Origin of the sequence: Listeria grayi, assembly GCF_900638015.1 — a bacterium.
Classification (GTDB): domain Bacteria; phylum Bacillota; class Bacilli; order Lactobacillales; family Listeriaceae; genus Listeria; species Listeria grayi.
In genome coordinates, this window is record NZ_LR134483.1 from 976,676 (window position 1) to 990,708 (window position 14,033).

17 protein-coding genes are annotated in these 14,033 nt (G+C 43.0%); all 17 read left to right on the forward strand.

The genetic code is table 11. The features are described 5' to 3' along the window. The first annotated feature begins 2 nt into the window (after positions 1-2). The 17 genes from EL241_RS04680 to EL241_RS04760 all read left to right on the forward strand — a co-directional run bounded on the left by EL241_RS04680 (position 3) and on the right by EL241_RS04760 (position 13,995). Complete coding sequence (locus EL241_RS04680) at positions 3-821, forward strand: SGNH/GDSL hydrolase family protein (RefSeq protein ID WP_036107005.1); 819 nt, start codon at positions 3-5, stop codon at positions 819-821. Positions 822-836: 15 nt separating this feature from the next. Continuing rightward, positions 837-1,448 (forward strand): YpmS family protein, encoded by a 612-nt coding sequence (locus EL241_RS04685; RefSeq protein WP_003758519.1) that lies wholly within the window; start codon positions 837-839, stop codon positions 1,446-1,448. A 13-nt stretch (positions 1,449-1,461) separates the two neighbouring features. Beyond that, entirely contained in the window at positions 1,462-1,995 is a 534-nt protein-coding gene (gene msrA, locus EL241_RS04690; RefSeq protein WP_003758520.1) for a peptide-methionine (S)-S-oxide reductase MsrA, read from the forward strand. Positions 1,996-2,001: 6 nt separating this feature from the next. Further along, complete coding sequence (msrB, locus tag EL241_RS04695) at positions 2,002-2,439, forward strand: peptide-methionine (R)-S-oxide reductase MsrB (protein WP_003758523.1); 438 nt, start codon at positions 2,002-2,004, stop codon at positions 2,437-2,439. Positions 2,440-2,498: 59 nt separating this feature from the next. Next, on the forward strand, positions 2,499-3,404 hold the full coding sequence (locus tag EL241_RS04700) for a Gfo/Idh/MocA family protein (RefSeq protein ID WP_052009238.1): 906 nt from the start codon (positions 2,499-2,501) through the stop codon (positions 3,402-3,404). 61 nt (positions 3,405-3,465) lie between these two features. Beyond that, positions 3,466-3,696, forward strand: a complete 231-nt coding sequence (locus EL241_RS04705; protein WP_036106997.1) for a YozE family protein — start codon at positions 3,466-3,468, stop codon at positions 3,694-3,696. Positions 3,697-3,710: 14 nt separating this feature from the next. After that, positions 3,711-4,412 (forward strand): purine-nucleoside phosphorylase, encoded by a 702-nt coding sequence (deoD, locus tag EL241_RS04710; RefSeq protein WP_003758528.1) that lies wholly within the window; start codon positions 3,711-3,713, stop codon positions 4,410-4,412. Between the two features lie 29 nt (positions 4,413-4,441). Next, positions 4,442-5,278 carry a M15 family metallopeptidase gene (locus tag EL241_RS04715; protein WP_003758530.1) on the forward strand — a complete coding sequence of 279 codons (837 nt, stop codon included), beginning with the start codon at positions 4,442-4,444 and terminating at the stop codon, positions 5,276-5,278. Positions 5,279-5,407: 129 nt separating this feature from the next. Continuing rightward, positions 5,408-5,701, forward strand: a complete 294-nt coding sequence (locus EL241_RS04720; protein WP_036106994.1) for a metal-sensing transcriptional repressor — start codon at positions 5,408-5,410, stop codon at positions 5,699-5,701. Positions 5,702-5,718: 17 nt separating this feature from the next. Further along, the gene (locus tag EL241_RS04725) at positions 5,719-7,941 is read left to right on the forward strand and encodes a heavy metal translocating P-type ATPase (RefSeq protein ID WP_126320389.1); all 2,223 of its coding nucleotides are present in this window, start codon (positions 5,719-5,721) and stop codon (positions 7,939-7,941) included. A 3-nt stretch (positions 7,942-7,944) separates the two neighbouring features. Beyond that, the gene (locus EL241_RS04730) at positions 7,945-8,148 is read left to right on the forward strand and encodes a heavy-metal-associated domain-containing protein (protein ID WP_036106991.1); all 204 of its coding nucleotides are present in this window, start codon (positions 7,945-7,947) and stop codon (positions 8,146-8,148) included. 160 nt (positions 8,149-8,308) lie between these two features. Next, entirely contained in the window at positions 8,309-9,772 is a 1,464-nt protein-coding gene (locus EL241_RS04735; protein WP_036106988.1) for a lmo1851 family serine protease, read from the forward strand. Positions 9,773-9,782: 10 nt separating this feature from the next. Continuing rightward, a complete protein-coding gene (locus EL241_RS04740; protein WP_036106985.1) occupies positions 9,783-10,199 on the forward strand; it encodes a MarR family winged helix-turn-helix transcriptional regulator in 417 nt (138 codons plus the stop codon). 144 nt (positions 10,200-10,343) lie between these two features. Continuing rightward, a complete protein-coding gene (locus EL241_RS04745) occupies positions 10,344-11,141 on the forward strand; it encodes an SDR family NAD(P)-dependent oxidoreductase (RefSeq protein WP_036106982.1) in 798 nt (265 codons plus the stop codon). A 20-nt stretch (positions 11,142-11,161) separates the two neighbouring features. Further along, positions 11,162-12,340 (forward strand): NAD(P)/FAD-dependent oxidoreductase, encoded by a 1,179-nt coding sequence (locus EL241_RS04750; RefSeq protein WP_036106981.1) that lies wholly within the window; start codon positions 11,162-11,164, stop codon positions 12,338-12,340. Between the two features lie 258 nt (positions 12,341-12,598). Then, a complete protein-coding gene (locus tag EL241_RS04755; RefSeq protein WP_126320390.1) occupies positions 12,599-13,504 on the forward strand; it encodes a hypothetical protein in 906 nt (301 codons plus the stop codon). 17 nt (positions 13,505-13,521) lie between these two features. Next, positions 13,522-13,995 (forward strand): hypothetical protein, encoded by a 474-nt coding sequence (locus tag EL241_RS04760; protein WP_036106978.1) that lies wholly within the window; start codon positions 13,522-13,524, stop codon positions 13,993-13,995. The last annotated feature ends 38 nt before the right edge of the window (positions 13,996-14,033 follow it).

Genomic DNA, 14,033 nt, shown 5'->3' on the forward strand with positions numbered 1-14,033 from the left:
GAGTGAAGAAGTTGAAAAAGAGAACAATCATCGTTTTATTGGCAGTCATCTTGATATTTGCGGCCGCCGCGATAGCTTTTTCTTTTTGGAAGCAGCCGCTGAAAAAAGAAGTAGCCCCGAAAAAAACACCCATCCACTTAGTAGCAATGGGCGATTCGCTGACTGAAGGAATCGGTGATGAGACGAAAGCGGGCGGCTATGTCGGTATCATCAAGGAAGACTTGGCGAAAGATAAGCAAGTGACAAAAATAACCACAAAAAACTATGGCGTCATGGGCAACAAGATCGATCAGCTGAGCAAACGCTTCAACACGCAGCCAAATTTCCAAAAAGATGTCAAACAGGCAAATATCATCACCATCACGATCGGTGGCAATGACGTCATGAAGATTTTAAAAAGCCGGTTGCTGAATACAAAAGTGAGTGATTTTTCAACAGGAAACAAGCATTTTCAAAAACAACTGAAAGACTTGCTGAAGGCGATCCGCAAAGAAAATAGCCGAGCGCCGATCTATCTGGTCGGTATCTATAATCCATATACGACCTATTTCGGCGATATCAAAGAATTTGAAGAAATCATCTCGGCATGGAATGCAAAATCAAAGGAAACGCTCCAAACAGTTCCGAATGCGCATTTTATACCGATCGCAGATAAGATCGAAATCTTTGATAAAAAATGGCAGAACAAACCAAATCCGCTGCTTGCGAAAGATCATTTCCACCCGAATCGCAAAGGATATGAAAAAATCGCCACAGCGCTTGAAAAATCGATTCGCAAACAATTACGCGCGAATAAAATCCCATTATACGCAGTAAAATAGAAAGGTGTTAGAACAGTGAGTGAACGAATAAATCGAAATAAAGGGAAAAGAAACCCTTGGAAATTAGCTTTTTGGATCACGATCGGGATCATCCTCGTGTTTTTGGCATGGATCTTCGTTTCTATTTTCATCCTCAGTCCGCAAAGTGAGCCGGAACCAGCGAAATTGATCTCCAACAAAAAAGCCGTTCCGTTTCATACCACGACTACTAAAGCGGATCTAAATAAATTAGTAGCCACTTATTTGCAGGATTTCAGTAATGAGCAGGATATCGGTTACGATATTTTTGTCGGGAATAAAGTCTACTTTAAAGCGACAGGGCATCTTTTTGACCATCCGATCGAACTTAGACTCTCCTTCTTGCCGACAGTAGTCGATGATGGGAATGTGCAGTTGAAACTGGAAGACATGTCAGTTGGCGCATTGCCACTGCCGGTCTCTTATGTCATGCGCTATGTCAGCAAGTCCTTTACATTCCCAGACTGGGTAACGATCATTCCTAAAAAACAAGAGATCTACTTGGACTTGACGAGATTGAAATTAAAAGGTGATACCAAAGTAAGCATCGATACGCTAGATTTGAAGAAAGATGATATATCGTTTACACTCTTAGTACCAGTTAAATAAGGGGGCAATCAACATGGCAGAAAAAAATCTCGAACAAGCAACATTCGCAGGCGGATGTTTTTGGTGCATGGTCAAACCGTTCGATTCTATTCCTGGGATCGAAAGTGTCATTTCCGGCTATACCGGTGGACATACAGTAAATCCAACTTATGAGGAAGTATGCAGCGGAACGACCGGACATACAGAAGCAGTGCAAATCACATTTGATCCGGAGTTGTTTCCATATGAAGATCTAGTGGAAGTTTACTGGCAGCAAACTGATCCGACTGATAGTGCCGGACAGTTCGTCGATCGCGGTGATTCTTACCGTCCTGTTATTTTTTACCATAATGAGAAGCAAAAAGAAATCGCTGAAAAATCCAAAGCAGCTTTACAAAACAGCGGTCGCTTCAAAAAAGAGATCGTCACTCAAATCGAGCCGGCTGAAACTTTCTATCCGGCAGAAGATTATCATCAAGATTTTTATAAGAAAAACCCGGCGCATTATCAAGGTTATCGAAGCGCATCTGGTCGGGATCAATATATTGAGTCCATTTGGAAAGGATGAATAGCTATGGAAGAATCTGAAAAGAAGGATAAACTGAAACAGCTAACAGACCTACAATATAAAGTGACACAAGAAAATGCTACCGAAAGACCGTTTCAAAATGAGTTTTACGATAACGCCGCTAAAGGTATTTATGTCGATATCGTTTCCGGGAAGCCGCTTTTCAGCTCAACGGATCAATATGACGCCGGCTGTGGCTGGCCGAGTTTTACAAAGCCGATCAATGAAGAAGAACTGCAAGAAAAACGTGACATCTCAGCTGGGATGATTCGGACCGAAGTTCGTTCGACAGATGCGGATTCACATCTAGGGCATGTTTTCCCTGATGGCCCGCGCGACAAGGGCGGACTTAGGTATTGCATCAACTCCGCGGCATTACGGTTTGTTCCGATCGACCAATTGGAAAAAGAAGGATACGGCGAATATCATATTTTGTTTGAATGAAAAAGAAAGGCTGGAGATCCACATCGTGGTCTCTAGCTTTTATTATGGAGGGATCGCAAATGTTTCGTTTAGGAATTATTGGACTTGGAAGTATTGCACAAAAAGCTTATTTACCGGTGATAGCAGGACGTAGTGATGTGGAAGTGCACCTTTACACGCGCAATGAAGTGAAACGTAAGGAACTATTAGCCAAATATCGCTTTGCTGCGGAGCATGACTCTGTAAAAAGCCTGATCGATAGCGGGGTAGAAGCAGTTTTTGTTCACAGCGCGACCGTCTCGCATCCGGAGATCGTCCGCGAATTGATGGAAGCAGGCGTACCGACTTATGTCGACAAGCCATTGGCAGATAATTATCAGCAAGCACGCGAATTGACAGAGTTGGCGAGCAAAAAAGGAGTAGCGTTGATCACTGGCTTCAATCGGCGTTTTGCCCCTTTTTATCAAGCTTTGAAAGAAACGGCAGATGTCAATATGATCACGATGCAGAAAAATCGCGCCAACCAGCCTGCAGAAGCACGCAATTTTATCTTTGATGATTTCATCCATGTAGTAGATACGGTGCTGTTCCATTTAGCAGAACCAATCGAACGATTCCACGCTATTCCGCAGTGGGAAGCGGAAAAGCTGGCAAGTATCACGGTACAGTTCCAAACGAAGAATAAAGTAGCCACTGCCAGTATGAACCGCAATAGCGGCGTGGCAGAAGAAGAACTGACGGTCATTTCCAAGACTGGGAAGCAGACCGTCCAAAATTTAGATGTAAAAAAACACAAAGTCGGGATCGAACAAACGACTAGCCGTTTCCCTGATTGGGATACGACGCTCTACAAACGGGGCTTTGAATCCATCATCACTGCTTTTATTGAGCAGGTGAAAACAGGCGAAGAACCTATTATACCAATGAAGGAAGCACTGGCCACTCATGAATGGTGTGAAAAAATTTTAGAAAGTATCCAATCGTAACTTTCTTTTTTTCGAAAAATCAACTATATTAAATACAGAAACAATGAAAGAGGTGATAACCGTGGGCCGATCATTCTATCATTATTTAATGACCTATCGCGATCCGGAATTATCCGATGAAAAAACAGAATTTGCAAGGCATGCCTACCGAGATCATGGCTTTCCGAAACAGTCTACGAATTATCATCAGTTATGCGATTACTTGGAATTCAACGTAACTTACCTGCCAAGCATGCGCATTTTTGACGAACTTTGGGAAAGCTATTTGTTAGACGAAGAAAAACACAAATGAGGAGGAATACTTAAATGAGTATCCATATTGAAGCAAAACCAGGCGAAATCGCGGAAACGATCTTACTTCCTGGCGATCCACTACGTGCCAAATATATCGCCGAAACCTTTTTAGAAGAACCTAAATTATTTAATCAAGTGCGGGGCATGTTGGGCTATACAGGTACATATAAAGGCAAAAAAGTCTCTGTCATGGGAACTGGAATGGGGATCCCGTCGATCTCTATCTATGTGAATGAACTTATCCAAAGCTATGATGTGAAAAACTTGATCCGTGTCGGCACAATGGGCGGTATGCAAAAGGATGTAAAAGTTCGCGACGTTGTCATCGCACAAGCAGCTTCAACTGACTCCAAGATCAATACAAATACGTTCCCGGGCGTAGAATTTGCACCGGTTGCCGATTTTGATCTATTGAAACGTGCCTATGATGCAGGCGTAGAAAAAGGTTTAGCGATGAAAGTCGGTAATGTCTTTTCCTCAGATCGTTTCTACAATGACGAGTTGGACAAACAAAAATTAGCAGATTACGGAATTTTAGGAATCGAAATGGAAGCAGCAGCTCTCTATACCTTGGCACATAAATATGGACGCAAGGCATTGGCGATCTTGACAGTAAGCGACCATATCTTCACTGGCGAAGAAACCAGTGCAGAAGAACGCCAAACGACGTTTAATGATATGATCGAAGTTGCGCTAGACGCAGCAGTAAAATAAGCTTTTGAAGTAAGGAAGGTTGTTGATTTATGAATACGTTCATCTCCATCACGGTCGCGATCATGATCGCCTGCACCGGGACAGTGAATAGCCACTATAACCAGAACAAGCAGGAAGGGACAGAAAAAAATAGCGCTACGGAAAGTAAAACTTCTGCTAAAGAAGAGAAACTTGCCACGCTTAAAAAAGATCCGCTCTATCCATTCATTGCTAAACAAAATAAGCTGACGGAAAAAAACGACATCACGTATATCAAGAACGAAGCTAATTTACTCGTCCTTGCCAATAAAGACTTTTCGCTGCAGCCCACCTACGCACCTACGGATCTAGTCGTTCCTGATGTGAAATTTTCATTTGGAGATCAAAAAATCGAAAAAGCGCACATGCGTAAAACGGCAGCCGACCATTTAAAAGAGATGTTCCAAGCAGCACAACAAGACGGACATACGTTGTTTGCAGTTTCAGGCTATCGCTCCTATAAACGCCAGCAGCAAGTTTTTCAAGCGGAAGTTAGCAGCAAAGGCGATAAAGCAGCACGAGAAGCTGTCGCATTCCCAGGAACCAGTGAACATCAGACCGGACTCGCAATGGATATCTCTTCAGAAAGCCAATCCTACGAACTCACTTCTGCCTTTGGAGAAACGCCAGAAGGCAAGTGGCTGATGAAAAATGCCCATAAATTCGGCTTCATCCTGCGCTATATGAAAGGGAAAGAAGCTATTACGAAGTATGAATATGAATCGTGGCATTATCGCTATGTAGGTAAAGATGCTGCCACAATTATTTACCAGCACGATTGGACGCTGGAAGAATTTTTCGAGCATGTTCATGAGTTGGAACAAAAAATAAATGCGTTACAAAAATAAAAGAACGCCGGCAAATACGGATCTTCGGAACTAGCAAACTGTTTTTTCCTGAAGAAGGTATTTCCGGTGTTTTTTTCTTTACTTAAATACCTTGGGGGGGTATAATAAAAAGTAAAGGAGGTCGTGAGCATGGATAAAAAACATCCGATCGTCCCACGTGACGAGGAGGCAACGAAACAAATCCAACATCGGTTACGCCGGATCGAAGGCCAAGTCCGGGGAATCCAGCAAATGGTAGCAGATGATCGCTATTGTACGGATATTCTTGTACAGATATCCGCCGCGAATAAGGCCCTTAAAAAAGTAGGACTCGAAGTATTGGAACACCATACGGAACATTGTATGACACATACTACAGAAGAAGATAAAGGCGAGGCAATGGACGATCTGCTTCAAGCGATCCGCCAATTTTCGAAGACATAAGAAAGAAGGGAATAAGCATGGAAGAATCCAAAAGACAGGATCTAAATGTGTTTGGCATGACTTGCGCAGCCTGTGCGACCCGGGTGGAAAAAGCATTGAATGGCGCAGAAGGAGTCGAAAAAGCCAATGTCAATTTAGTAACAGAAAACGCGGCTGTTTACTATGATCCAGAGGTCGTGACGACAGAAAGACTGATTGAGATCGTGGAGCATGCCGGCTATGATGCAACGGAGCTACTTTCCAAAAAAGAGAAAGACGACATGTTGGCAGCCAACTACCGAAAGGAAGTACGTCGGTTTGTTATCTCGGCTGTTTTGTCACTCCCATTATTGCTGACGATGATCGGCCATATCCCAGCTGTGGAACATACTGCTTTTGCCGAACAGACGATGAAGATCGTTTCACCGACTGTGCAGCTGATACTTGCAACGATCGTTCAATTTTTCATCGGTTATCGTTTCTACGACGGCGCTTACAAATCGCTTCGTGGTAAAATGGCAAATATGGATGTACTCGTAGCACTCGGAACTTCGGCAGCATACTTTTACAGTTTGGCCATGTATGTGCTAGCGATGCTTGATCACATGGCGATGCCGCATTATTACTTTGAAACAAGCGCGGCCCTTATCACGCTGATCTTGCTTGGGAAGTTACTGGAATCTTATGCCACCTCACGAACCACAGAATCGATCAGTAATCTACTAGCTTTAAAACCCAAAGAAGCATTGATCTGGCAAGGCGAAAACTTAGTGAAGGTCGATATCGATGAATTAAAAGTCGGTGATACCGTCCGTATATTGCCAGGCGAAAAAATCCCCGTCGATGCGGAGATCATTCACGGCGAAACGAGCGTCGATGAATCCATGATTACAGGCGAAGCAATTCCAGAAGAGAAAAAAGTCGGGGATGCAGTGATCGGCGGAACGATCAATTATGACGGTACCATCGATGCTAAAATGACCAAACGCTTGGAAGAAACGGTCTTGGAATCGATCATTCGTCTAGTAGAAGAGGCGCAAGGCAGCAAAGCACCGATCCAGCGTTTAGCAGATAAGATCTCCGGTATTTTCGTCCCGATCGTCGTTGCGATCGCCGCACTGACATTTGTCGTGTGGATACTGGCGACAGGCGATTTTGGGAGCTCATTAGAAGCAACGATCGCTGTTCTGGTTATTGCCTGCCCTTGTGCCCTTGGCCTCGCTACTCCGACCGCTATCATGGCAGGAACGGGAAAGGGCGCCGAAACAGGTATTTTATTCAAAGGCGGCGAACACTTAGAACGTACCTCAAAAATCTCGACAGTCGTATTTGACAAAACTGGGACGTTGACAGGGGGAAAACTGCAAGTAAGTGAGACAGATCAAGCCGACGCCGACTTTTTATCAGACATTCTTGCGTTAGAACAAACATCTGAGCATCCAATCGCCAAAGCAATCGTCAAACACGTGACCGCTCATCATCCGGATGTACAAGCAGCCGTGAACCTCGAAAAAATCCGCAGCCGTGTTGGTAAAGGGATCCATGCGAAGAAAGCCGGCGAGAAAGTGGTGGTTGGTTCGCTCAAAACGATCCAAGCGGCAGCGTCGATCCCAGCTGATAAACAAACGGTATTACAAAGCTGGGAACAAGCAGGCAAAACGGTTATCGCAATGGCGATCGGTGAAAAATATGCCGGGGCATTCGCACTGAGCGATACGGTCCGCAAAGAGGCCAAAGACGCGATCGACCAATTACATGCATTAGGAATCAAAACGATCTTAGCATCTGGAGATCAAACGATCGTCGTCCAAAATATGGCCAAACAGCTTGGCATGGACACCTATTACAGTGAACAGACGCCGGAAGAGAAGCAAACGCTAGTCAACCATTTACAGGAAAAAGGCGAAGTGGTCGGCTTTGTCGGCGACGGCATCAATGACGCGCCAGCATTAGCGGGGGCAGATATCGGGATCAGCATCGGTACCGGAACAGACATTGCGATCGAAACTGGCGATGTCACATTGATCGGCGAACGCGTGACCCTTGTTCCGCAAACCATTGAACTCAGCCGTGTTAGTATGCGTAATATCAAGCAAAATTTTTTCTGGGCATTGGCTTATAACTGCGCTGGCATTCCGATCGCCGCACTAGGATTATTAGCACCATGGGTAGCAGGTCTTGCGATGGCAGGAAGTTCCATTTCTGTAGTCAGCAATGCCCTTCGCCTTAAAAAATATAAATGGAAATCAGAAAGGAAGTAGAGAATGATGGAAAAAGTATTAGAAATCGAAGGTATGACATGCGCGCATTGCGTCGCTCGTGTAAAAAGTGCATTAGAAGGCGTCGCTGGCGTGACGAGCGCTGAGGTCGACTTGGAATCCGGCACAGCAAAGCTTCATTTACAAGCAGCTGTTACAGGCGATGTTTTGGAGGAAGCAGTGGAAGATGCGGGGTATGAGATCGTATAAAAAGAACACTTCTGTTAGTGAATAATCCACTGACAGAAGTGTTTTTCTTTATATTCCTACAAAAAGATACCCAAATTATCTAAAAACTGGTAAAATGAGGGAGTTAAATGCAATTTTGATACATAGTGCATAGTTTTTTAAAGAAAGAAGCGGTGAAAATATGAGTGAAGAAAATCCCCAAGACAAAGATGAAAAGCTTGGAAAAGGCTATATAAAAATAAAATTATTTCCGTTTATCATGCTGATTTTTGCTTTTGTCTTCGTTACAGCATTGGTGACGACGATCGTCATGTCACTTGGTGCGGATAAACAAGTAAAAGTAAGCATTCCAGAGCGTAAAGAATTTACGAAGCTCTATAGTGTTTATGATGAAATCGCTAAAAAATACTATAAGGAACCGAGTGCCAGCAAAATGATCGATGGTGCGATCAAAGGAATGGTCGGTTCTCTTGATGATCCATACTCCACGTTTATGTCTAAAAAAGAAGCATCGGAATTTGATGATACGATCTCTTCCAGTTTTGAAGGTATCGGCGCAGAGATCCAAGAAAAAGACGGTAATATCGTCGTTGTGTCGCCAATCAAAAATTCGCCTGCGGAAAAAGCAGGCCTGAAACCGCAAGATGTGATCGTTAAAGTCAACGGCAAAGCGTTGAAAGGGAATACGGCAACCGAAGCAACGCAAAAGATCCGCGGTGAAAAAGGGTCAAAAGTAGACTTAGTGATCCAGCGTCCAGGTGAAGAAAAGCCTTTCAACCTAACGATCACTCGTGACAAGATCCCGGTAGAAACGGTTTATAGCACGATGGGCAAAGACAAGATCGCCCACATTACGATCAGCACATTTTCTGAAAACACTTATAATGAGCTGGAAAAGGCATTAAAAGAACAAGACGATAAAGGCATGAAAGGTTTAGTGCTAGATTTACGAGGCAATCCCGGCGGCCTGCTTGATCAAGCTGTCGACATCAGCAGTCTGTTCATCGATAATGGCAAGACCGTTGTGCAAGAGCAACCACGCGACGGCAAAAAAGTAGTTATTGCAGCAGACAGCGCGAAGCATGACAATTACAAAGTCACTGTTCCGACAACGATTCTAATCGACGGCGGCAGTGCCAGCGCTTCGGAGATCCTTGCAGCAGCAGCAAAAGAATCCGGCAATGTGAAATTAGTAGGGACAAAATCATTCGGTAAAGGAACCGTTCAGACGGCTGAACCACTAGAAGACGGCTCAACGATCAAACTTACGATCGCTAAATGGCTTACTCCCGATGGCGAATGGATCCATGAAAAAGGAATCAAACCAGATTATGAAGTGAAGATGCCAGCTTATGCAACAAGCGCGGTTCCTTCTCCTAAGAATACGTATCAACTCAATGATTTCGGCAAAGAAGTCAAAAACATTGAAACATATCTAAAAGCCCTTGGTTTTAATGTCGGCAAAGTGGATGGCCTTTATGACTTAGATACGCAATATGCGGTCAGCCGTTTCCAAGCGGAAAATGATTTGGAACAAACTGGTAAAGTAACTGGAAAGACCACAACGAAATTGATCGAAGCGATCCAAAAACACTTGCAAAAAACAGATCCTCAATTGAAAAAAGCAAAAGAACTTGTAAAATGAGGTGGTAGCGATGGAAAACTATTTAGAGATTGAAACGTTAACGAAACGAATTTTCAACAGCATGCGCCACGAAGTCGAAGGTGTTCTCAAGAAAAAATTGAGTGGTAGCGAATATCGTATCCTAAACTTGATCGCGAACCAAGTAACAAAAACGTCTGATCTCGCAAAACTGCTAGATGTTTCGGCGAGTCATATCACAGCGATCACGGACGCGTTAGTCGAAAATGATTTTATCACGCGTTCGCGGTCTACGAAAGATCGGCGGATCATTGAATTATCCCTGACTGAAGCTGGCCAAGCATTCGTTGCGGATATTGAAAAACAAAAGCGTGCGATCATGATGAAGCATTTCTCGGTTTTTACACCAGAAGAAGAAATGGAGTTCAAACGATTATTGAAAAAGCTGGCAGAAGCACCGCTAGACTAAAAACCATTTCCATCTTGTTTCTAAGTAAAAGCGAGCCCTTTATTTCAAACGAAATAAGGGGCTTTTTTGCATGCGTACGTTTACCTCCCTGTTTTTAGTGGAAAAAGTAACCATATGAAAACGATCCAAGAAGGAGGAAACAGCATGGAGTTAGGTTTACAAGGGAAAATCGCTTTAGTAACGGGCGCTGATTCAGGAATCGGGCTTGCGACAGCGAAACAATTAGTAAAAGAGGGAACGACCGTTATTTTGACGGATAAAGAAACAGAGCGTTTGAAAGAAGCAGCGGATCAATTTGATTCGGGAGCTAAGGTGTTTTACCACCCTGCGGATATTACCAAAGTGTCCGATCTAGAAGCACTTCATCAATTTATTTCCGAAAAAGTCGGGAAGATCGATATCTTGGTCCAATCAGCTGGTATTACTGGAGCGCAAGGATTGTTCCATGAAATCGACGACGCTGGCTGGGTCGATACGATCGAAGTGGATCTGTTAGGACCAGTACGAGTGGTCAGAGAATTTTTAGCAGATTTGCGCGCAGGCGGTTGGGGTCGATTAGTGTTGTTGGCTTCAGAAGATGGCGTGCAGCCATATGATGATGAGCTGCCATACTGCTGTTCAAAAGCCGGGATCTTGGCGTTCGCCAAAGGCTTATCGCGGACCTATGCCAAAGAAGGTTTACTTGTGAACTGTGTTTCTCCTGCTTTTATCCACACTCCTATGACCGATGCAATGATGGATAAACGGAAAAAGGAACTAGCTGTAACAAAAGAAGAAGCCATTGCATCCTTTTTAGATGAAAAACGGCCGTTTATGGCGTTGAAGCGCCGAGGAGAACCAGAAGAAGTTGCGAGTGTCATCACTTTTCTATGTTCGGATAAGGCTTCGTTTGTCAACGGGTCGAATTATCGCGTTGACTCCGGTTCAGTAGCCACATTTTAAAGAAGAGAGGGGAACCAATCATGCAAAAAGAATATCAATATGTGATCGTCGGCGGCGGGATGGTCGCTGATTACGCGGCGAGAGGAATTAGAGAACATGATAAGGAGGGCTCGATCGGTATTTTTTCCACAGATACGGATGAACCATATACACGTCCGGCTCTAAGTAAAAAACTATGGACCGATGAATCTTTCACAGAAGATAAAGTCCCATTGAACACGAAAAAGGAAACACGAGCCGACATCGCACTGGAAACAAAAGTAACTGCTATCGACCGCGAGGCGAAGCAAATCGAACTTGGTAGCGGAGAAAAAATCGGCTATGGGCAGTTGCTCCTCGCCACTGGCGGAGAACCAAACCGCATCAAAGGCGAACCGAGCGACCGTGTCATTGCTTTTCGTACTTTTGCTGATTATAGGCATTTACGCAAGCTTGTCAAAGAGCAAAAACATTTCATCGTTGTCGGTGGAGGGTATATCGGAACAGAGATTGCCGCGGCGCTCGTACAAAATGGCGCAAAGGTAACGCTTGTTGTTAGCGATGAGAAATTAGGAAGTTCCATGTTCCCTGATCAACTGGCTAGCGAATATCACCAAACTTTTGAAAAAAATGGCGTAGAGATCGTGACTGGCAGAAAAGCAGACAAGTATGAAGAAACAGATGATGGACTTCAGGTTACTTTGGATAACGGAGATGTTTTGAGTGCAGACGCACTTGTTATCGGACTGGGCGTAGAACCACGCATCGAATTAGCTGAAAAAAGCGGTTTGGCAGTGGATGACGGCGTGATCGTCGATGAACAATTCCAAACAAGTGACCCGAATATTTGGGCAGCAGGCGATATTGCTTTTTATCCAGATGCTATTTTAGGAAAACAACGCGTAGAGCACGTTGATCATGCCCGCAATTCCGGTAAAGTCGTCGGCGAAGCAATGGCGGGAGCAAGCGTACTTTATACCTACACCCCGTATTTATACTCCGTCGTCTTCGATATTTCTTGGCAGGCGATCGGCGCATTAGATGCCTCGCTTGATACCGTGATCGATGACCGCGAAAACGGGAAAATCGTCTTTTATTTACAAGAAGGAGAGTTGAAAGGTGTGCTCTTGTGGAATGTAGAGGTGGAACTGGACGATGTTCGTGCCTTGCTTGCGAAGCCAGAAGAACCACTTGTTGGCAAGTTAAAGGAGAAAAGTTGAGCGTAAGAAAATAAGGAGACAGCAAATCCACTTGATTTGTTGTCTTTTTTTATGGGATGATTAAAAATAGTGAAAGTTTACCGCATAATGGTATTTTTAGAAATATAATTAACTATTAACATGAGTAATTAGTATGAAGGTTTGGAAAGCTTTAACAAATTTTAAAAGTTCGTTCTGTTTACTTATGATAGCGCATACAATACAATGAGAATGAATGAACATACCTAAATCGATAGACACATCAAGGAGGAAGACAACATGAAAATAAGAATCGCTAGCACGATAACAGTCATCATCTCTATCCTCGTATTCATCCATTTTGACAGTAGCGATGTATCCGCAGAGGCAACCACGAATGATGTTCAAATGCTTTATCAAAAAGCAATCAGTGAAAAGAAAGTGAATCCAAATAGGTATACCTTTCAAGCCTTTCAAGAAAACTATAACTTAGGGAAGGCAGATTACTTTGCAATGAAAAATATAGTCGGATCTGGATTGGATTATAAGAGCTGGTTTGGCGAAATTGCCAATTACGGGGCTTTTCCAGATGGAGAAGGCCACTCGCCGTCTGAAGCTAAGACAAGTAGCATGCTTCGCGGCAGTCAAACTTCAAATGGGAATAAATTGAAAAAAGCAATTAGGAAAGGTGATATTTTGATTGTTAATAGTGGGGGAACGGGTCACGCCGCTATTGCAACGAGTGATAACTATATTTTAGAAATGACTGGGGGAGGAAACATTGTGAATTGGACAGTGAAAGCAATCAAAAACAATAATCATCAATTTAGTAAGGATAATTGGATATTTGGTAGAAAGAGTGAACAGGGAATAAAGCCGGATAAACATATCGCTTATTGGATCCAGTTATGGCGAGTCCCCAATAAAAGTATAGCGAATAAAGCAGCAAGTTATGCGGATAAAATTTTTTGGAATAGTAACCATAAATATGAAAAAAATAAGAAAATCGATTATCGTGTGACCACCTATACATCAACAAAAAATCCAAATTACTGCTCAAAGTTAGTATTTCAAGCTTATTATTATGGGACAGGCAACGCTAATGTTATACAACCTCAACTGATTGGATTAACATTTGTATCGCCTTCAGCTCTGCCAAATACATTTACCAGTAAGTATGCTCCGAAAAAAATTGGAACATATTAAGTAAGGAAGTGGAATGATTGAAGAAATGGAAGTTGATTTGTTTCATCCTTGTAGTTATCGTTGTTGTTCCAATAGTTGGGTATACAAGCTATATTTATATTCGGGTTCATCAAGCTAATACGCAAATTGATCAAGCAATTAAAAAGTTAGGGATCCCTCAAAATGAAATTGTTGTTTTAAAGAAAACGGCTTATAACGCACAACCGCTATTTAGCGCAGAATGGTTTCCGAAAACGATCACAACAAAAAAAGATTATGAGACATGGAAAAAAATAGTTTTGAAAAATAAGAGGTATTTAAATGGGCATAAGCTAAAAAATAAAGATGCAGTTAATTCAGTAAAAAATTGTGAAATAACCTATGATTTTACTTACCGCGCACGCAGTAAGTCTGTAGAGGTAGATTATATATATGGAGAAAATTCGGCAACAAAACAACAAATTCAAGAATATTTTTCCTATAGAATATTGGATAAATTCAAGACCAATTGATGACTAAAACAACAAAAAAACACGGGATCAACCACTTT